We start from the raw sequence: 18,603 nt of genomic DNA, 5'->3' as shown, positions 1-18,603 counted from the left end.
CCACGCCAAGTCGATCGAATCGATCCTGGGGCTGATCCGCGACATTGCCGGGCAGACCAACCTTCTTGCGCTAAACGCGACGATCGAGGCGGCGCGCGCGGGCGACGCAGGCCGCGGCTTCGCGGTGGTGGCGCAGGAGGTGAAGAGCCTCGCCAACCAGACCGCGCGGGCGACCGACGACATCGCCGCCAAGATCGCGGCGATCCAGTCGGCGACCAAGGGCACGGTGGATACCAACGCCTCGATCCGCGACACGGTGATGGAGGTTCAGGCATCGGCTGATCGCATCCGCATCGCGATGGAGGTGCAGGCGCAGACCGTCACCGCGATCACCGCGGCCGTCGACGAGACCGCGCTGGCTGCGGATTCGATGTCGGCAACGATCGGCGCCATCCGCGAGGATACCAAGGGCGTCGCGGACGAGATCGACACGCTCCAGCAGGAATTCGGCGAGATCGACGAGCGGCTGGTGCAGCTCAAGGATGCCGCGGGCAGCTTCTCCGCATCCGTGGCGGCGTAACCGCTCACGACCATTGCCGTTTGCGGGGCCGGCCCCTAGTCCGGCCCCATGACGATCAACATTCTGGTCACCGGCGCCAGCCGGGGCATCGGTGCCGCGATCCTGAAGGCCCTGGACCTGCCTACCGTCAAGGCGGTCGGGCAGGGAACGCGCAGCGGCATTCCCGCCGATTTCACCGACCCCGCCGCCCCGCGCGCGCTGTGGGACGCCGCGCTCGACGCGCTTGACGGGCGGATCGACGTGCTCGTCAACAATGCCGGCATCTTCGAGGCCGCGCCGGTCGATCTCGACGACGACGCCTGGCTCGCCGCATGGGAGCGGACGATGCAGGTCAACCTGACCGCTGCCGCCCAGCTCTCGCGTTTGGCGGTCCGGCACTGGCACGGGCGCAAGCGCGGCGGGCGGATCGTCAACATCGCCAGCCGCGCCGCCTATCGCGGCGACAGCCCGGCGCACTGGCATTATGCCGCGTCCAAGGCGGGCATGGTCGGCATGACCAAGAGCATCGCGCGCGGCTTCGCGAAGGAGGGCATCCTCGCTTTCGCGATCTGCCCGGGCTTCACCATGACTGGCATGGCCGACGACTATATGGCGAGCCGCGGCGGCGACAAATTGCTCGCCGATATCCCGCTCGGCCGCGTCGCGATGCCCGAGGAGGTGGCGACGATGGCCCGCTTCTGCGCGCTCGATGCGCCCGCATCGATGACGGGCGCGGTGCTCGACGTGAACGGCGCGAGCTATGTGCGGTGAGGAGAGCAGCATGACCGATACGGCAAAGCAGGGCTGGACGGCGGGGAGGATCCTGACCTGGGTGTTCGCAGGCGTCGGCCTGCTGGCCGCGCTGGCGGTGATCTGGCTTGCGCTGATGGTCGCGGGCATCGGCGGCCATTATCGCGATCGTGAACCGGCCAAGGTGGCGGTTGAGGGAGAGGCGGAACCCTTTTCGGTTCAGGATGTTCGCGACGTTCATGGAACCGGCTTGGTCCAGATCGCGATCGGCATCCCCGGACGCGGCGGCGGCAAGATCGCTTCCTCCGGATCGAGCAGCTACGAATTCGATCACCGCAACCTGATCCTGCTGGACAAGGCGACGGGCACGAGCCGCAGGTTGCTCGCGGACAATCATCGCCGCATCGTCGAGTTCCGGTTTCTTCCCGCCAGCACGGCGATCGACGGCGCAGATCGCCCCGCCGAAGAGTATCTGGTCGAGGTGGATGGCGAGGCGAGCGACAAGAAGGTGAAGCCGCCGGCCGCCTATTATGTGCTGGCGGTTCGTCAGGCGGGCAGCATGCGTCAGGACGTCCTGGTCGGCAACATCGCGGACGGGCGCCAGGATTTCCTGCTCAAGAATATCGATGGTGTCGACCGGATGTGGATGCTCAGTCCAACCCGGCTGGCGCTGGTCGTCCGTGAAGGAATGAAGGTGCATTACAAGGTGATCGACGTGCCGGCGCTCAAGCTCGTTCTCTCCCGTCCGGTCGAGATCGGCTGATGAGCAGCTGGAAGGTCACGCTCCCGTGCACCCGCGACGAGGCGGAGGCGATCGATTTCGAGGGGGGCGAGCTGCTCGGCATCGATCCCGCGCCGGTCCTGCTGACCAGCGAGACGATCCCCGACGACCCGCTCGCCTGGCAGATCGAGGCGTTCTTCGAGAGCAAGCCAGGCAAGGCCGAGATCGCGGCGCTGCACTCGCTCGTGCCGAGCGCGGGCGACGCCAGGCCGCTGGTCGAGAAACTGCCCGATGCCGATTGGGTGACGTTGAGCCAGGCGGGGATCGAGCCGGTCCATGCCGGCCGCTTCTACGTCCATACCAGCACCAATCGCGGTGACGTGCCCGAAGGCGCCAAGACCTTCAGGATCGAGGCCGGGCGCGCGTTCGGCACCGGCACGCACGAGACGACCAGCGGCTGCCTGCGCACGCTCGACGCGATGCGCACGCGGGGCGAGGTGGTGCGCAACCTGCTCGATGTCGGCACCGGCACCGGGCTGCTCGCCTTCGCCGCGATGCATTTGTGGCCGCGTGCCTATGCCACCGCATCGGATATCGATCCGGTCGCGGTAGAGGTGACGGCGGAGAATGCGGCGGCGAACGGGGTGCAGCTCGGCGACGGCGCGGGGCAACTCGCCCTCGCCGCCGCGCCGGGGCTGGAGCATCCGCTGCTGATCGGCCGTGCGCCCTACGACCTGATCATCGCCAACGTGCTGGCCGGGCCGCTGATCGAGCTGGCGCCGAGCATCAGCGCGGCGTTGACCGAGGGCGGGACGCTGGTTCTGGCGGGTCTTCTGGAGACGCAGGCCGAGCGTGTCGCCGCTGCCTATCGCCGCCAGGGACTGCGGCTGGCGGGCAAGACGCCGATGGGCGATTGGCCCGCGCTGCGGCTGCGCAAGCGCACCCGCTATGGCTGGGATCGCGTCAAGCGGCCGGGGCCGGACGGGATCGGTCTCGCGCCCGGTTTCGGCAGCTGGTAGCGAAAGGCCATCCGGAGGGGGCAACCCGATCGTTTCGGGTGCGTTCAGCTGCGACCATACAATTTGCGACAATGTTTTAGTGGACGCCGTAGCCTGATCTGACCAGTTTCGGAGGCATGATGAACCGCCCGACGATGCTGTTGATGCTCATCGCGCTGCCGCTCGCAGGGTGCGCTGCCGGGCCGGACTACCGGCCCAAGGGCGCGTCCGAGCTGGGCGTGCCGCCAGCCTGGTCGGTCGAGGCGCGGCAGGAAGCGCAGGCCGATCTGCGCCAGTGGTGGACGGCGTTCGACGATCCGTTGCTCACCCGGCTGGTCGACCAGGCGGCGACGCAGAATCTCGACGTCGCACAGGCGGTGGTCCGGCTGCGGCAGGCGCGCGAGGCGCTGGTGCAGTCGCGCTCCTCGCTGTTCCCCAGCATCAGCGCGGGCGCCGGCGCGTCGCGCAGCGAGCCGATCCGCGGCGCGACCAGCCAGATCACCTTGCCCGACGGCACCGTCACCACCGTCTCGCAGGGCGGCAATTCCAGCTTCTCGCTTGGCGCGGACGTCAACTATCAGGCCGACCTGTTCGGCGGCGTACGCCGCGGGGTCGAGGCGAGCCGCGCGCAGCTCGAGGCCAGCGGCTATGACTATGCGACCGTGCTGATCTCGACCCAGGCGGAGATCGCGCGCAACTACATCCTCGCCCGCGCGGCGCAGGCGCAGCTCGCCAATGCCCGCGACAGCCTCGCCATCCAGGACGACAATCTCGAGATCGCCGGTTTCCGCGTGCAGGCCGGCCTCGTCTCCTCGCTCGATCAGGAGCAGGCGCGCGCCAGCCGCGCGCAGACGGCGGCGTCGATCCCCAATATCGAGGCGAGCTACAACAGCGCAGTCTCACGGCTCGGGGTGCTGACCGGGCAGGCGCCCGGTGCGCTCAAGGGCGAGATGGAGGCGGTGCAGCCCGTGCCGCAGGGTCCGGCGGCGATCACGGTCGGCATCCCCGCCGACACGCTGCGCCAGCGCCCCGACGTGCGTTCCGCCGAGCGCAGCCTGGCCGCGGCCGTGGCGCAGATCGGCGTCGCGCAGGCGCAGCTCTATCCCTCGCTCTCGCTGGGCGGGAGCATCGATGCGGGCGCGTCGAACATCGGCGATATCTTCGACATCATCACCGGTCGCGTGTTCGCCAACATCGCCCAGACGATCTTCGATGCGGGCCGCACCCGCTCGCAGGTGCGCTCGGCGCAGGCGGCGGCGGACGGCGCCTTCTACAACTACAAGCAGACGGTGCTGACCGCGCTCGAGGATGTCGAGACCGCGATCGTCGCGCTTCAGGCGGCGCAGCGGCGCGAGCGCGAATTCGTGATCGCGCTCGACGCCGCGAACAACAGCGCGATCCTGTCGCGCAGCTCGTACCGCGCCGGGCTCACCGACTTTGTGACGTTGAACCAGGCCGAAGCGTCGCTGGTCTCCGCGCGCAACGGCCTGCTCCAGGCACGCTCGGATCGGGCGACGGCGTTGATCCAGCTCTATCTCGCGCTCGGCGGCGGCTGGGACGCGGGCATTACCCCCACGCCGGAGCGCGTTCCCGCGCCCGCCTCCACGAGTGGACAAGACTGATGGCCGACGCGAACCCCAATCCCAAGCTCGACGAGTTCCTCGGCGGCAAGGTCACCCCGGTTTGGCAGCGCTATGCCAAATGGGTCGCGCTGGCGCTTGTCGTGATCGCAGTCGTATTCGGCCTGTGGAGCTACTTCGGCAGCAGCGCGCCGGCCGGCTATGCGACGCAAAAGGTGGAACGCGGCGCGCTCACCGTCACCGTCTCCGCGACCGGAAAGCTCGCGCCGACCAATCAGGTCCAGGTCGGTTCGGAGCTTTCGGGCAAGATCACCAAGGTGCTGGTCGACGTCAACGATCGCGTCACCGCGGGCCAGCCGCTCGCGCTGATCGATCCGGCCGTGCTCGACGACCAGATCGAGCAGGGGCAGGCGGGCGTCGCCGCGGCGCAGGCGACGGTCGCGCAGAATCAGGCGACGCTCACCGAAGCGCGTGCGCAACTCAACCGGTTCGAGGAGGTGAGCCGCCTGTCGGGCGGGCGCGTGCCGGCCAAGACCGAGATGGACAATGCCCGCGCCGCCGTCGCGCGCGCGCAGGCGACGCTGCGCGCCAGTCAGGCGCAGGTCACCGCGCAGCAGGCCGGGCTGCGCTCGAACGTCACCCAGCGCAACCGCGCGATCATCCGCTCGCCCGTGAACGGCGTCGTGCTCGCGCGGCAGGTCGAGCCGGGGCAGACCGTCGCGTCCTCGTTCAACACGCCGACGCTGTTCGTGATCGCCGAGGATCTGAGCGCGATGGAGCTGGAGGTCGCGATCGACGAGGCCGATGTGGGCCAGGTCAAGGAAGGGCAGAAGGCGAATTTCACCGTCGACGCCTTCCCGGGCGAGACCTTCCCCGCGGCGATCCAGCGCGTTGATGTCGGCTCCAACCTGTCCGCGCAGAGCAGCACCTCGTCCACCACGACATCGACGACGAGCGCGCAGGTGGTGTCCTATGGCGCGACGCTCAGCGTCGCCAATGCCGACCAGAAGCTGCGCCCCGGCATGACGGCGACGGCGGAGATCGTGACGCTGCAGAAGAACAACGTGCTGCTCGTCCCCAACGCTGCGCTCCGCTTCACCCCGACCGATGCGAGCGCGCAGCAGGCGGGCGGCGGCATGGCCGGCGCGCTGGTGCCGCGGCGCGGGCGGCGCGGTGGCGGCGCGGAGAAGTCCGCGACGATCACTCGCGGCGCGCGCCAGACCGTCTATGTGAAGGGCGCCGATGGCCAGCCGCAGGCGGTGCAGGTCACGACCGGCGACACCAACGGCCAGGTCACGGAGATCCTGTCGGGCGACCTCAAGGAGGGGATGGAGGTCATCACCGGCCAATATGCGGGCGAGTCCTCGGGCTCCGGGCAGCGCAAGTCGGGCGGCGGCGGCCAGCGCCGCCAGGGCGGAGGCGGCGCGGGTGGCTGACGCCGATCCGATCATCCGCCTGCGCGGCATCACCAAGGTATTCGGCGAAGGCGCGACCGCGTTCCAGGCGCTGAAGGGCGTCGATCTCGACATTGCCGAGCGCGATTTCGTCGCGGTGATGGGGCCGTCCGGCTCGGGCAAGTCGACGACGATGAACATCCTCGGCTGCCTCGACGTGCCGACCAGCGGCGAGTTCCTGTTCAAGGGCGTGCATATCGAGAAGCTCGACCGCGACGAGCGCGCGCTGGTGCGCCGCAAATATCTGGGCTTCGTGTTCCAGGGGTTCAATCTGCTCTCGCGCACCAATGCGCTGGAGAATGTCGAGCTGCCGTTGCTCTACCGCGGGGAGGACCGGAAGACCCGGCACGAGCTGGGCATGGCCGCGCTCGACAAGGTCGGCCTCGCCGACTGGTGGGACCATACTCCGGCAGAGCTTTCGGGCGGCCAGCAGCAGCGCGTCGCCATCGCCCGCGCGATCGTCACCAGCCCCGCGGTGCTGCTCGCCGACGAGCCAACCGGCAATCTCGATTCGGCGCGCTCCGTCGAGATCATGGAATTGCTCACCAGCCTCAACAAGGACAGCGGCATCACCGTGCTGATGGTCACGCACGAGCCCGACATGGCCGCCTTCGCGAACACCATCGTCCACTTCAAGGACGGGCTGGTCGAGCGGATCGAGGCGGGGAATGGGAAGGTGATGGCGTGAGGGCAGCGTATCTTAAGCCCCTCCCCTTCAGGGGAGGGGTTGGGGATGGGGGAGGTCTCACCGAGAACGCCCGTCTGCCTCACCGCCCCACCCCAACCCCTCCCCTGAAGGGGAGGGGCTAGGAAACGCTATGCTCGGCACCACCTTCACCCTCGCGATCCGCTCGATCCTGCGGCACAAGCTCCGCTCGTTCCTGACCACGCTCGGCATCATCATCGGCGTCGCGGCGGTGGTGGCGATGGTCACGCTCGGCAACGCCACCACGGCGGCGGTGCAGCAGCAGATCGCGAGCCTCGGCACCAACATCCTCCAGGTGCGCCCGGGCCAGGGCTTCGGCCGCGGCGGCGGCGGGCCGCGCCCGCCCGATTTCGAGGAAGCCGATGTCGAGGCGGTGAAGGAGCAGATCGCCGGCGTCACCGCGGTCGCCCCGCAGGCGCAGACCACGGGCACCGCGATCCATGAGGGCGCCAACTGGTCGACCACGGTCAACGGCACCACCGGCGATTTCTTCAAGGTCCAGCCCTGGCCGCTGACCGCGGGCCGCATCTTCTCCCCGGCGGAGGAGGCAGCGGGCAAGTCGGTATGCATCATCGGCAATACCGTGCGCCAGAACCTGTTCCGCGGCGGGCGCGCGGTGGGACAGCGGATGCGCGTCAACAACATCTCGTGCGACGTGATCGGCACGCTCTCGACCCGCGGGCAGGCGGGGTTCGGCGGCGATCAGGACGACGTCATCATCATGCCGATCAAGATGGTGCAGCGCCGCTTCACCGGCAATCGCGACATCCGGCTGATGCTGGTCGGCATCGACAGCGCCTATGACAGCGCGCAGGTCCAGTCCTCATTGAGCGACCTGCTGCGCGAGCGGCGGCGGATCGAGCCGGGGCAGGAGGATAATTTCAACATCTTCGACACCGCGCAGATCAGCGCGACGATGACTCAGAGCACCACCCTGCTGACCCGCATCGTCGCGGCGGTGGCGGCGATCAGCCTGATCGTCGGCGGCATCGGGATCATGAACATCATGCTCGTTTCGGTCACCGAGCGCACGCGCGAGATCGGCATCCGCCTTGCCATCGGCGCGATCGCGAGCGAGGTGCTGCTGCAGTTCCTGGTCGAGGCGATCGTGCTGTCGGTGCTGGGCGGGCTCATGGGGCTGGTGCTGGCGCAGGTCGCGATCGGCATCCTGACGCCGCTGATGCAGGTGCCGTGGATGTTCGATCTGCAGATCAACGTCATCGCCTTCCTGATCTCGGCGGTGATCGGCGTGGTGTTCGGCTTCTTCCCGGCGCGGCGCGCGGCGAGCCTCAACCCGATCGACGCGCTGCGGCACGAGTAACTAACCGAACTGGAGCAGCACCAGCCCGCCGGCGAGCGCGATGGCGGCGAGGATGCGACGTCGGCCCAGCCCTTCGCCCAGAAACCGCGTGCCGATCAGCGCGGCCCACACCACCGCGGTCTCGCGCAGCGCCGACACCTTCGCCACCTCGATCAGCGAATAGGCATAGAGCGCGGCGCCGAACGAGGCGATCGACAGCGCCCCCGCTGCCGCGCCGGTCCGCCACGTCTCGGCAACCGCGCGCCGAAGCTCGCGCCGCCGCAGGATCAGCGCGGTCGCGGTCACGCACACCGCATCAAGCATGAACAGCCAGACGATATAGGTGAAGGGATCGGGTGCCGCGCGCACCCCGCGCGCGTCGGTCATGTTGTAGAGCGCGACGCCGAGCGCAGTGGCGAGCGCCCAGCCCATCGCCGCCTTGTCGGGATGCGCGCGCAGCGCGACGCCGCGTGCCGGCAGCGCGAACGCCACCACTGCGCCGATGGCGATCAGCAATCCCGCCCAGGCAATCAAGGGCAGATGCTCGTGCAGCACGATCACCGCGAAGCCCGCGGTGAGCAGCGGCGCGGCGCCGCGCATGATCGGGAAGACGAGGCTCAGCTCGCCGCGCTGCATCGCCCGGATCAGGCAGATCTGGTAGAAGAAATGCGCCGGGATCGCCCAGACGAGCGCATGCCATGTCGCTGCGTTGGGCAGCGGCACGATCAGCGCGAACGGCGCGACGAGCAGCGCCGCGATCGACGACAGAACCGCGCGGCCGACCAGGATGTCCTGGCCCTTCTTCACCGCGGTATTGGCGAGCGCCAGCGTCAGCGCCGAGAACAGCCCCAGCGCGATCGCCAGCGCCTGGTCATCCATTGCGATTATCTGGCATGGATCAGCGTCGCCAGATCCTCGGGTGTGTCGATGTCCAGCAGCTCGGCGGGCGAGGTGACGACATGGTGCCCGTGCTTCACCAGCTCGCGCGCACCCATATCGCCCTCGCTGCGCAACAGCGCGTCGAAATGCATGCATCCGAACAATACGGGCGGGCGCGGGATCACCCCGTCGCTCGACGCCACGATCGCGTCCGGCCCTTCGGCGCGATCGAGCAGGCGGTAGATATGCGTCGCGGTGACGCGCGGCATGTCCGCAAGCGCGATCAGCACCGCTTCGGCGCCGGCTGCGCACGCGGCCTCCACCCCCAGCCGAAGCGACCGGCCCATGCCCGCGGCGGGATCGTCGTTATGGACGATGCGATAGCCGCACGCCGCCAGGTCGAGCGTCGTCTGCGAGACCACCGCGATCCGCTCGCGAAAAGGGACCGCCTCGAGCGCGACGACGACATGCAGCCCGAGCGGGCGGCCGAGATAGAGCTGGGTGAGCTTGTCGGAGCCGAAGCGTTCGGAACGGCCCCCGGCCAACAGCACCAGCGCGACTTGCTCAGCCTTGATCATGCAGGCTCCTCACCATTCCCGCGGCGATCGACAGCGCGATTTCCGCCGGGCCGATCGCGCCGATATCGATCCCGGCCGGCCCGTCGATCCCGTCGATCTGTCCGGTGGTAAGTCCGGCCGCCGCCAATCGTTCCCGCCGCGCCGCGTGGCTCTTGCGCGACCCCAGCGCCGCGACATAGCCCGCGCCCGCCTGCAGCGCCGCGATCAGCGCGGGGTCGTCGATCTTGGGATCATGGCTCAGCGTCACCACCGCGGTCGCACCGTCGGGCCGGTGCGCCGCCACCGCCTCGTCGGGCCAGCGATCGTCGAGCGCCACCCCGGGGAAGCGCTCGGGCGTCAGGAAGCGTCCGCGCGGATCGATCACCACGGTCGCGATCCCCAGCTCGCGCGCGAGGCCGGCCAGCACCTGGGCGATCTGCACCGCGCCCACGATCAGCAGGCGGCGCGGCGGCTCGTAGCGGTTGACGAAGACGTCCCCTGCCGCCGGCCCGACGCCGCTTCGCCCCGTCGAAAGGTCGGTGGAGACATCCAGTGTCCGGCCCTCGGCCCGCGCTGCCGCGATCATCCCGAACAGCGCCGGATCGAACCCGTCCTCCGCCACCGGCTGCACCATCACCTCGATCTCGCCGCCGCACGGAAGGCCGACCTTCCATGCCGCGGCATCGGCCACGCCATAGCGGCGCCGTTGGAATCCCGCGCCGCCGATCACCTCGGCGGCGATGGCCATGATATCGGCCTCGACGCAGCCGCCCGAGACCGATCCCTCGAACCGCCCCTCGCCATGCACCAGCAGGTGCGAGCCGCGCGGGCGTGGTGCCGAACCCCAGGTCGAGATGACGGTCGCGAGCGCCATCGGCTGCCCCGCCCAGGCTCGCGCTGCGGCAATTACACTGTCGTTGTCCGCCACACCTGCCTCTAGATTGTCATGCGAATCGACTAGCCGGTCCCGCTTTCACGAGGGAGATAGGGTGATGCCGGGCATGTGGCGAGCCGCGCTTGCACTGATTATGGTCGCGGCACCCGCGTTCGCACAGGAGGCCGCCATCCCGTCCAGACCGATCGTCATCGCGCATCGCGGCGCCAGCGGCGAGCGGCCGGAGCATACGCTTGCCTCCTACGAGCTGGCGATCGAGCAGGGGGCGGACTTCATCGAGCCCGATCTGGTGATGACCAAGGACGGCCAGCTCGTCGCGCGGCACGAGAACGACATCACCGACACCACCGACGTCGCATCGCGTCCCGAATTTCGGGCTCGCAGGACGAGCAAGGTGATCGACAGCACGAAGCATAGCGGCTGGTTCACCGAGGATTTTACCCTTGCCGAGCTCAGGACGCTGCGCGCGAAGGAGCGGCTGCCGCTGCTGCGCCGGGCCAACACCAGCTATGACGGCCAGTTCGCGGTGCCGACGCTGCGCGAGGTGATCGCGCTCGCCAAATCGGCCTCGGCGAAAACCGGGCGCACCATCGGCGTCTATCCGGAGACCAAGCACCCGACCTATTTCGCCTCGATCGGCCTGGCGATGGAGGCGGCGCTGGTCGCGGAGCTCAAGGCGGCGGGATGGGATCGCGCCGACGCTCCCGTCTTCATCCAGTCGTTCGAGGTGAACAATCTCAAGGCGCTCAAGCAGATGACGCGCGTGCCGCTGATCCAGCTGATCGATGCCGATGGCGCTCCCGCCGACGGCGCGCAGCCGAGCTATGCCGCGATGATCACCCCGGAGGGGCTGAAGTCGGTCGCTGCCTATGCCGCGGGCATCGGTCCCGCCAAGGCGATGGTGGTGAAGGGCGACGGCACCGTCACACCGCTGGTCGACGACGCGCATGCCGCCGGGCTCAAGGTGCATCCCTGGACCTTCCGCGCCGAGAACTTCTTTCTCCCCTCGGGCCTGCGCAACGGCATCAATCCCGCCGGCCACGGACGGCTGGGCGAGGAGATTTCGCGCCATCTCGCCGCCGGGGTGGATGGCTTCTTCACCGATTTCCCCTATCAGGGCGTGGAGGCGCGCGATCGGCATGCTCGCTGATCCGCCGGGAGAGAGCAGGATGCGCAAGGGTTTGATATTGGCGGTCGCCGCGCTGCCGCTGCTGGCCGGCGGCTGCCTGAGGACCGCGGCGAGCATCGTCACCGCGCCGGTCAAGGTGGTGGGCCAGACCGCCGACTGGGCGACCACCAGCCAGGACGAGGCCGACCGCAATGCCGGCCGCAAGCTGCGCAAGCAGGAAGCGCGCGAAGGCCGCGAGCGCAAGAAGCACGAGGAAGCCTGTCGCAAGGATCCCGACAATTGCGGGCCGTATCAGGGCTATCGCGCCGGCGATCCGGAGCCCGACAAGGACTAATGGCCCTCAATCCTCCCCCGCCAGGGGGAGGTGGCAGGCGCAGCCTGACGGAGGGGGCGGATGCCAGAACGCTTGCGATGCGCGTCCTCCCCCTCCGTCGCCTGTCACTCCCCCTGGCGGGGGAGGATGAAGGTCGATGCAGCTAGTTCGCGCCGCGCCCCAGCGTATCGGCGATGGCGCGCAGAACCTCGGGCTTCATCTGAACCCATAGATGCGAGCTGTCGACTTCGATCGACCGCGCATCGCCTTCTTCCGCTTCATGACAGCAGTCGCCATTGACCAGCCCGTCGCTGCGGCTCCAGATCGCGGTCGCCGGAACGGGCAGCGGCGTCGCCGCTTCCTCCAGGAACGCGCGCACCGTCGGATCGTCGGCGCGCTGGCCCGACGCCAGCTCGAACACGCGCCACACATTGGTCGCCTTGGGCAGGCCGGCAAAGGGCGAGCTCACGGTGATCACCTCGCGCACCAGCTCTGGATGCCGGTGCGCCGCGACCCGCGCCATGATCCCGCCCAGGCTGACGCCGATCAGCGTCACCTTCTCGCCCGTCTCGTCACGGATCGCGGCGATCCGCTTGAACAGCCGCTCGCCCTCCGTGCCGATCGCGCGCGGGCCGAAATTGCGGCCCAGCTCCCACGGGAGCGCGCGATAGCCCAGCGCATCAAGATAATGGCGCATGACGAAATTCGACAGGTCGCCATTGACCAGCCCCGGCAGCGTCAGCACCGGCCGCCCGTCGCCGCGTGGCGCCTGCATCAGATCGGGCCAGGCGAAGGGCAGGGTGGACAGGCCCCAGGCCGCCCGGGGCCATTCGGACAGCATCACCGCGATCGGCGGGGCTTCTGCATCAAGGTTCAATGCCATTCATCCCCCGACATAGGGTCCGGCGCGCCCGTTTCCAGCCCATGCTGCGGCGCAACCTGTTTCCGTCGTTACGATTGCCATGCTATGACCGGCATATGAGCAATAAAACCCATGTTCTCGACCGCCCGCCAGAGGGTGCGGCGGCCGACTGGACGATCCCGCAGAACTGGGAAGCCTTCACGGCGGAGGAGCATGCCGTGTGGGACACGCTGTTCGAGCGCCAGATCAAGCTGCTCCCCGGCCGTGCCTCGAAAGCGTATCTCCATGGCCTGGAGCTGCTCAAGCTGTCCGACGGCGGCATCCCGCGGTTCGAGGAATTGTCCGAGCGGCTCATGAAGCTGACCGGCTGGCAGGTGGTCGCAGTGCCCGGCCTCGTCCCCGACGACGTGTTCTTCGATCACATGGCCAATCGCCGCTTCGTCGCCGGCAATTTCATCCGCCGGTCCGACCAGCTCGACTATCTGCAGGAGCCGGACGTGTTCCACGACGTGTTCGGCCATGTCCCGATGCTCGCGGACCCGGTCTTCGCCGATTACATGGAGGCCTACGGCAGCGGCGGCGGCCGGGCGATGGAGCTCGGGGCGCTCAAGCAGCTCTCGCGCCTCTACTGGTACACGGTCGAGTTCGGGCTAATCGAGGAAGCCGGCGATCTGCGCATCTATGGCTCGGGCATCGTGTCGAGCTTCGGCGAGAGCCGCTTCGCGCTCGACAGCGACAGCCCCAACCGCATCGGCTTCGATCTCAAGCGCGTGATGCGCACCGAATACCGGATCGACGATTTCCAGCAGAACTACTTCGTCATCCCGGACTTCGACACGCTGCTCCGCGCGACGGTCGAGACCGATTTCGCGCCGCTCTACGCCGAGATCCTCGCCCAGCCCGACATCCCGATCGCGGAGATCGTGGAGGGTGATCGGGTGATCACGCACGGCACGCAGGACTATGCCCGCTCAAGGCCTGATCTCGGCATGCCCGAGCTGCATCCTATTCCCTAGGTTGTCGCAGGGGGCGACAATGACACAAAAGGAGCAGGGGCGCCGCGCTCTGATGACGGCGGCAGGGGGGCTGGCGATCGCGGGATTGTTCGACAGGCTGCTGGGGCGCGGTAGCGCTGCCGCTGCGGTGGACTCCGGCAGAAGCTATCCCACCAAGCTTGCCGATACGGAGATCGATGGGGTCTTCGAACGGGCTGAGGCCGAGCTTCGCCTCAAGACCGAGGGCCATAATGGAGTCTGGCGCACGGGGGAGAGCAGCTGGGACGTGGATCTCGAGGCGGGGCAGATCACCTTTCGCAACCCCAAGGGTTGGATCGTCACCGCGCCGGTGCAACTGATCGGGACGCTGGTTCCGGACAATGGCACGTGGCTGTGGGGCTGGGATCACCCGTCGGCGCCGGAACCCGTGCGCGCGCATGCGAAATTGGTCCATGCGTTCGGCAAGGCGCAGGGCTTGGATGCGCTGACCACGCGCCAGATCAATGCGAGCGAAGAGGATGCCTGGCAATTCACGGCGCTCGCCGCGCATCTCGCGGGCGCCAATGGCGGCTATCGCGGTCCGACTGGCCGGGCGCTTGTTTTCATGACTTTCGGTGAGATCGCTATCACTAAGCCTTGAGGCAGCGAAAGCGGCGATGGCGTTGCCCTTTTCGGGTCTGGAACCTACAGCTCCGGGCCGAGAGGAGAGGCGATGACCGGCGAGACTTATCCAGTTCCTGCGGAATGGGCACGCGAAGCACGTTACGATGCGGCGGGGTATGAGCGGCTCTACGGGCGCTCGCTTGCCGATCCCGGCAGCTTCTGGCTGGATCAGGCGCGTCGCCTTGACTGGATCAAGCGTCCGGAGTTGGCGGGGGACTGGTCGTTCGACGAGGGCGATTTCCGCATCGAATGGTTCGCGGACGGCAAGCTCAACGTCGCCGCCAACTGCATCGACCGGCATCTGGCGAGCCGCGGTGGCGATGTCGCGATCATCTGGGAGCCGGACGATCCCGCCGAGGAGCCGCGCCGCTTCACCTATCTCGAGCTGCACCAGCAGGTCTGCCGCTTCGCCAATGTGCTGAAGGGCCAGGGCGTCAGGAAGGGCGATCGCGTCACTATCTACATGCCGATGATCCCCGAGGCGGCGTTCGCGATCCTCGCCTGCGCGCGGATCGGCGCGATCCATTCGGTGGTGTTCGGCGGCTTCTCGCCCGAGGCGCTGGCCGGCCGCATCACCGATTGCGACAGCAAGGTAGTCATTACCGCCGACGAGGGCCGCCGCGGCGGCAAGCGCATCGCGCTCAAGGCCAATGTCGACGAGGCGGCAAAGCGCGCGCCCGCGCTCGAGACGGTGATCGTGGTCAAGGCGACCGGCGGTGACGTGGCGATGACCGAAGGCCGCGATCTCTGGTATCACGAGGCCGCGGCGAACGTCTCCGCCGACTGCCCGGCCGAGACGATGAACGCCGAGGATCCGCTGTTCATCCTCTACACCAGCGGCTCGACCGGCAAGCCCAAGGGCGTGCTCCACACCAGCGCGGGCTATCTGCTCTGGGCAAGCCTGACGCATGAGCTGTGCTTCGACTACAAGCCCGGCAACGTGTGGTGGTGCGCCGCCGATATCGGCTGGGTCACCGGCCACAGCTACATCCTCTACGGCCCGCTCGCCAACGGCGCGACGACCTTGATGTACGAGGGCCTGCCCAACTGGCCCGACGCCAGCCGCATCTGGCAGGTGGTCGATCGCCACAACGTCCACACCATCTTCACTGCGCCGACCGCACTGCGCGCGCTGATGAAGGATGGCGACGGCTTCGTCACCAGCACCAGCCGCAAATCCTTGAAGCTGCTCGGCACGGTCGGCGAGCCGATCAACCCCGAGGCGTGGCGCTGGTATCATGAGGTGGTGGGCGAGGGGCGCTGCCCGATCATCGACACCTGGTGGCAGACCGAGACCGGCGGGGCGATGATCGCGCCGATGCCGGGCGCCACGGCACTCAAGCCCGGCTCCGCCACCAAGCCGATGCCGGGCGTCGATCCCCAGCTGGTCGACAGCGAGGGCGCGGTGCTGCACGGCGCGACCGAGGGCAACCTCGTCATCGCGCGCAGCTGGCCGGGGCAGATGCGCACCGTCTGGGGCGATCACGAACGCTTCTTCCAGACCTATTTCACCACCTATCCAGGGAAATATTTCACAGGCGACGGCTGCCGCCGCGACGAGGACGGCTATTACTGGATCACCGGGCGGGTCGACGACGTGATCAACGTCAGCGGCCACCGCATGGGCACCGCCGAGGTCGAGAGCGCCCTGGTGCTCCACCCCAAGGTCGCCGAGGCCGCGGTCGTCGGCATGCCGCACGACGTCAAGGGCCAGGGCATCTACGCCTATGTCACGCTCAATGCCGGCTGCACCGCCGACGAGGGCTTGCGCGCCGAGCTGATCAAATGGGTCCGCACCGAGATCGGCCCGATCGCCACGCCCGACGCGCTACAGTTCGCGCCCGGCCTCCCCAAGACCCGCTCGGGCAAGATCATGCGCCGCATCCTGCGCAAGATCGCCGAGGGCGACACCTCGTCGCTGGGCGATACCTCCACGCTCGCCGATCCCTCCGTGGTCGACGACCTGGTGGCGAACCGGGTGCGATAAGTCATCCCCGGTACGGGGGGCATCGCGAAGCGATGACGGAGGGGCCGCCCCGAAGAGGGCGGAATTTGCCGAGCTGTGTCGGCCGTCTGCGCGGCCGCCCCTCCACCACCGCCTTCGGCGGCGGTCCCCCTCCCCCAGACAAGCTGGGGGAGGATTTAGTTAGACCGGCTTGGTCTCCAGATCCGGGCGCATGCCGGCCGCCTGGTTCTCCGCCAGCTCCGCCTCGCCCGCCAGGTCCTTGTCGTCCTTGAGCGTGTCGAGGTGCATCCAGCGCCGCACGATCGGGCTCAGCAGCAGCACCGCCACGCCGACGCCGATCGCGATCCACCCGAACAGGTCGTAGATGTCGAGCAGGCCGTCCTTGGTCATCTTGCCGTCATGGCCGCCGGTCGCCTCGCCGATCTTGCCCGCGACGAAATTGCCGACCGCGGTCATGTAGAACCACGCGCCCATGATCAGCGATGCGAGGAACTTGGGCGCGAGCCGGTTCATCGCCGACAGGCCGACCGGCGACAGGCACAGCTCGGCGGTGGTCGCGAAGAGATAATAGGCGAAGACCAGGATCACCGGCGTCATCACCTCGATGCCCCAGGCATGCGCGCCCCACACCAGTACCAGATTGGCAAAGCCCATCTGCAGCAGCGCCAGGCCGAACTTGGCCGGCGCCGACGGCTCCAGCCCGCGCTTGCCAAGAAACTGCCAGAGTGCGGCGAACAGCGGAGCAAGCAGGATGATATAGATCGGGTTGATCGACTGGAAGATTCCCGCGGGAACCCCGCCGCGATCGACGAACTCGTTGGTGAACAGGTTCATCGATCCGCCCGCCTGTTCGAACAGTCCCCAGAAGATCGGGTTGAGCGAGATCAGAAACAGGATCGCGAACATCCGGTCGCGTGGGTGGTTCTCGATCGTGAACTTCTCGAGCACCATCACGGCAAGGATAATCAGGAACCCGAACAGTGCGATCCACGCCGAACCGCTCAGGCCGAACGCCAGCGGGGCGCTGGCGAACGATAGTCCAAGCGCCAGCGTGATCGGCAGAATGAGCATCAGAGCAATGCCGCCCAACATCGCGTTAAGACGGCCCTGAGGGCTCGCCTTCAACGATCCGTAGGTCAGTTCGAAAGTGGCCTGGAGCGCCACATATCCGAGAAGAAGAATACCCGAGAAGATAAGCAACGTCTGGATGACGTCCTGATACTGGACCAGCGCCCAGATCACCGCGACCGAGGCGAGGCCGACACCGTACAGCATCATTTCCTTCGATCGCGTCAGCGGCGCCGGCGCCTCGCCCGCGCCGCGGAGCGACGCCTTGCCCAGCACGAACACGATCAGGCCGGCGAGCATGCCGATGCCGGCAAGGCCGAAGCCGTAACCCCAGCCGATCGTCTGCCCGAGATAGGCGACCAGGATGGTGCCGAGCGCGGCGCCCACGTTGATGCCCATGTAGAAGATCGTATAGGCCGCGTCGCGGCGCGTGTCGGTAAGGTTGTAGAGCTGCCCGACCATCACCGAGATGTTGGCCTTGAGGAAGCCCGAGCCGACGATGATGAAGGCGAGCGCGAGCCAGAAGACGTTGATCGTCGGATCATTCTGCCCGCCGGTGCCCTCGACCGCCATCAGCGAATGGCCCGCCGCGAGCAGCAGGCCGCCGAAGATCACCGCCTTGCGCTGGCCGAGATACCGGTCGGCGAGATAGCCGCCGAGCACCGGCGTGATGTAGACGAGGCTGGTATAGGCGCCATAGATCAGGTTCGACTTGCCGTCGCTGAACAGCCAGTGCTGGGTCAGGTAGAAGATCAGGATCGCCCGCATGCCGTAATAGGAGAAGCGCTCCCACATCTCGGCGAAGAACAGCATGTACAGGCCCTTGGGATGGCCCAGCGCTTCCGGCTCCTTCTTGGCCGCGATGGCCGCGCCTCCGGCCAGGAAAAGCCCGAAAATGACGAGCGCGATGACGACGATCCAGTCGCCTTCGGCCCAAGCTGACACCGGTTTCAATCCCATAACGGGCGTTCCTCTTGCATAGCGGCGCGCATCGCGCGGGCGCGCCTGTCATTGAATTGGGCGGCACCCTAGCGACGAAAACGCACTTGTGAAGTCGATTGTTGCCAACGGGTTGCGCCGTTATGCGACCCGCATGACTCTTAACGACACTTCGTCCGCGCTTTCGCTCCTCGAAACCCGCCGTTCCGGCAAGCCGAGAGGGCTCGCCGAGCCCGGACCCTCGCCCGCCGAGCTTGAACAAATCCTGACCATCGCGATGCGCGCGCCGGACCACGGCAAGATCGCGCCATGGCGCTTCGTCATTGTCG

19 protein-coding genes are annotated in these 18,603 nt (G+C 67.9%); 14 read left to right on the top strand and 5 right to left on the bottom strand.

What is annotated here, in order from left to right; translation table 11 throughout:
* From VGD28_RS09825 to VGD28_RS09790, 8 genes are all read left to right on the top strand, one after another.
* Nucleotides 1-520, top strand: a 520-nt coding sequence (locus VGD28_RS09825) for a methyl-accepting chemotaxis protein (protein WP_331028163.1), incomplete at its 5' end; no start/stop codon positions are given.
* 48 nt (nucleotides 521-568) lie between these two features.
* Nucleotides 569-1,270 carry an SDR family oxidoreductase gene (locus tag VGD28_RS09820; RefSeq protein WP_331028162.1) on the top strand — a complete coding sequence of 234 codons (702 nt, stop codon included), beginning with the start codon at nucleotides 569-571 and terminating at the stop codon, nucleotides 1,268-1,270.
* A 10-nt stretch (nucleotides 1,271-1,280) separates the two neighbouring features.
* Complete coding sequence (locus VGD28_RS09815) at nucleotides 1,281-2,012, top strand: hypothetical protein (RefSeq protein ID WP_331028161.1); 732 nt, start codon at nucleotides 1,281-1,283, stop codon at nucleotides 2,010-2,012.
* Nucleotides 2,012-2,989, top strand: coding sequence for a 50S ribosomal protein L11 methyltransferase (locus VGD28_RS09810; protein WP_331028160.1), 978 nt, complete (start codon nucleotides 2,012-2,014; stop codon nucleotides 2,987-2,989). The genes VGD28_RS09815 and VGD28_RS09810 overlap by 1 nt, the downstream gene beginning before the upstream one ends.
* Before the next feature lie 119 nt (nucleotides 2,990-3,108).
* On the top strand, nucleotides 3,109-4,590 hold the full coding sequence (locus tag VGD28_RS09805) for an efflux transporter outer membrane subunit (protein WP_331028159.1): 1,482 nt from the start codon (nucleotides 3,109-3,111) through the stop codon (nucleotides 4,588-4,590).
* Complete coding sequence (locus tag VGD28_RS09800) at nucleotides 4,590-5,984, top strand: efflux RND transporter periplasmic adaptor subunit (protein WP_331028158.1); 1,395 nt, start codon at nucleotides 4,590-4,592, stop codon at nucleotides 5,982-5,984. Before VGD28_RS09805 ends, VGD28_RS09800 begins: the two co-directional genes overlap by 1 nt.
* Nucleotides 5,899-6,690 (top strand): ABC transporter ATP-binding protein, encoded by a 792-nt coding sequence (locus VGD28_RS09795; protein WP_414714486.1) that lies wholly within the window; start codon nucleotides 5,899-5,901, stop codon nucleotides 6,688-6,690. Before VGD28_RS09800 ends, VGD28_RS09795 begins: the two co-directional genes overlap by 86 nt.
* A 130-nt stretch (nucleotides 6,691-6,820) precedes the next feature.
* The gene (locus VGD28_RS09790; protein WP_331028156.1) at nucleotides 6,821-8,029 is read left to right on the top strand and encodes an ABC transporter permease; all 1,209 of its coding nucleotides are present in this window, start codon (nucleotides 6,821-6,823) and stop codon (nucleotides 8,027-8,029) included.
* Here the strand turns inward: VGD28_RS09790 and VGD28_RS09785 are convergent, their stop codons facing one another.
* Genes VGD28_RS09785 through VGD28_RS09775 form a run of 3 tightly spaced genes read right to left on the bottom strand, consistent with a single transcriptional unit; the run spans nucleotide 8,030 to nucleotide 10,372 of the window.
* Nucleotides 8,030-8,887: a DMT family transporter gene (locus VGD28_RS09785; protein ID WP_331028155.1), complete on the bottom strand. Its 858-nt coding sequence runs from the start codon at nucleotides 8,885-8,887 to the stop codon at nucleotides 8,030-8,032.
* Nucleotides 8,888-8,892: 5 nt separating this feature from the next.
* Complete coding sequence (locus VGD28_RS09780; protein WP_331028154.1) at nucleotides 8,893-9,465, bottom strand: nucleotidyltransferase family protein; 573 nt, start codon at nucleotides 9,463-9,465, stop codon at nucleotides 8,893-8,895.
* Nucleotides 9,452-10,372: an XdhC family protein gene (locus VGD28_RS09775; RefSeq protein WP_331028153.1), complete on the bottom strand. Its 921-nt coding sequence runs from the start codon at nucleotides 10,370-10,372 to the stop codon at nucleotides 9,452-9,454. The genes VGD28_RS09780 and VGD28_RS09775 overlap by 14 nt, the downstream gene beginning before the upstream one ends.
* A 100-nt stretch (nucleotides 10,373-10,472) precedes the next feature.
* Here VGD28_RS09775 and VGD28_RS09770 point away from each other — a divergent pair, with 100 nt between their 5' ends.
* Together VGD28_RS09770 and VGD28_RS09765 are read left to right on the top strand one after the other, a co-directional pair.
* Nucleotides 10,473-11,489 (top strand): glycerophosphodiester phosphodiesterase, encoded by a 1,017-nt coding sequence (locus tag VGD28_RS09770; RefSeq protein WP_331028152.1) that lies wholly within the window; start codon nucleotides 10,473-10,475, stop codon nucleotides 11,487-11,489.
* Nucleotides 11,490-11,508: 19 nt separating this feature from the next.
* The gene (locus tag VGD28_RS09765) at nucleotides 11,509-11,802 is read left to right on the top strand and encodes a hypothetical protein (protein ID WP_331028151.1); all 294 of its coding nucleotides are present in this window, start codon (nucleotides 11,509-11,511) and stop codon (nucleotides 11,800-11,802) included.
* A gap of 142 nt (nucleotides 11,803-11,944) precedes the next feature.
* Here the strand turns inward: VGD28_RS09765 and VGD28_RS09760 are convergent, their stop codons facing one another.
* The gene (locus tag VGD28_RS09760) at nucleotides 11,945-12,664 is read right to left on the bottom strand and encodes an alpha/beta fold hydrolase (protein ID WP_331028150.1); all 720 of its coding nucleotides are present in this window, start codon (nucleotides 12,662-12,664) and stop codon (nucleotides 11,945-11,947) included.
* Nucleotides 12,665-12,759: 95 nt separating this feature from the next.
* Here VGD28_RS09760 and phhA point away from each other — a divergent pair, with 95 nt between their 5' ends.
* The 3 genes from phhA to acs all read left to right on the top strand — a co-directional run bounded on the left by phhA (nucleotide 12,760) and on the right by acs (nucleotide 16,288).
* A complete protein-coding gene (gene phhA / locus VGD28_RS09755; RefSeq protein ID WP_331028149.1) occupies nucleotides 12,760-13,659 on the top strand; it encodes a phenylalanine 4-monooxygenase in 900 nt (299 codons plus the stop codon).
* 1 nt (nucleotide 13,660) lies between these two features.
* On the top strand, nucleotides 13,661-14,278 hold the full coding sequence (locus tag VGD28_RS09750) for a DUF6882 domain-containing protein (RefSeq protein ID WP_331028148.1): 618 nt from the start codon (nucleotides 13,661-13,663) through the stop codon (nucleotides 14,276-14,278).
* 72 nt (nucleotides 14,279-14,350) lie between these two features.
* A complete protein-coding gene (gene acs, locus VGD28_RS09745; RefSeq protein ID WP_331028147.1) occupies nucleotides 14,351-16,288 on the top strand; it encodes an acetate--CoA ligase in 1,938 nt (645 codons plus the stop codon).
* Nucleotides 16,289-16,447: 159 nt separating this feature from the next.
* On the opposite strand, the gene VGD28_RS09740 is transcribed toward acs, so the two are convergent.
* Nucleotides 16,448-18,295 carry a peptide MFS transporter gene (locus tag VGD28_RS09740; protein ID WP_331028146.1) on the bottom strand — a complete coding sequence of 616 codons (1,848 nt, stop codon included), beginning with the start codon at nucleotides 18,293-18,295 and terminating at the stop codon, nucleotides 16,448-16,450.
* A gap of 133 nt (nucleotides 18,296-18,428) precedes the next feature.
* On the opposite strand from VGD28_RS09740, the gene VGD28_RS09735 reads away from it, so the two are divergent.
* Nucleotides 18,429-18,603 (top strand): nitroreductase family protein (locus tag VGD28_RS09735; RefSeq protein ID WP_331028164.1); only part of this gene is annotated, 175 nt, incomplete at its 3' end.

Source organism: Sphingomonas sp. (assembly GCF_036402235.1).
Taxonomy (GTDB): Bacteria; Pseudomonadota; Alphaproteobacteria; order Sphingomonadales; family Sphingomonadaceae; genus Sphingomonas.
Note: the sequence above shows the minus strand (reverse complement) of the source record. Positions and strands in the feature narration are given on the sequence as shown.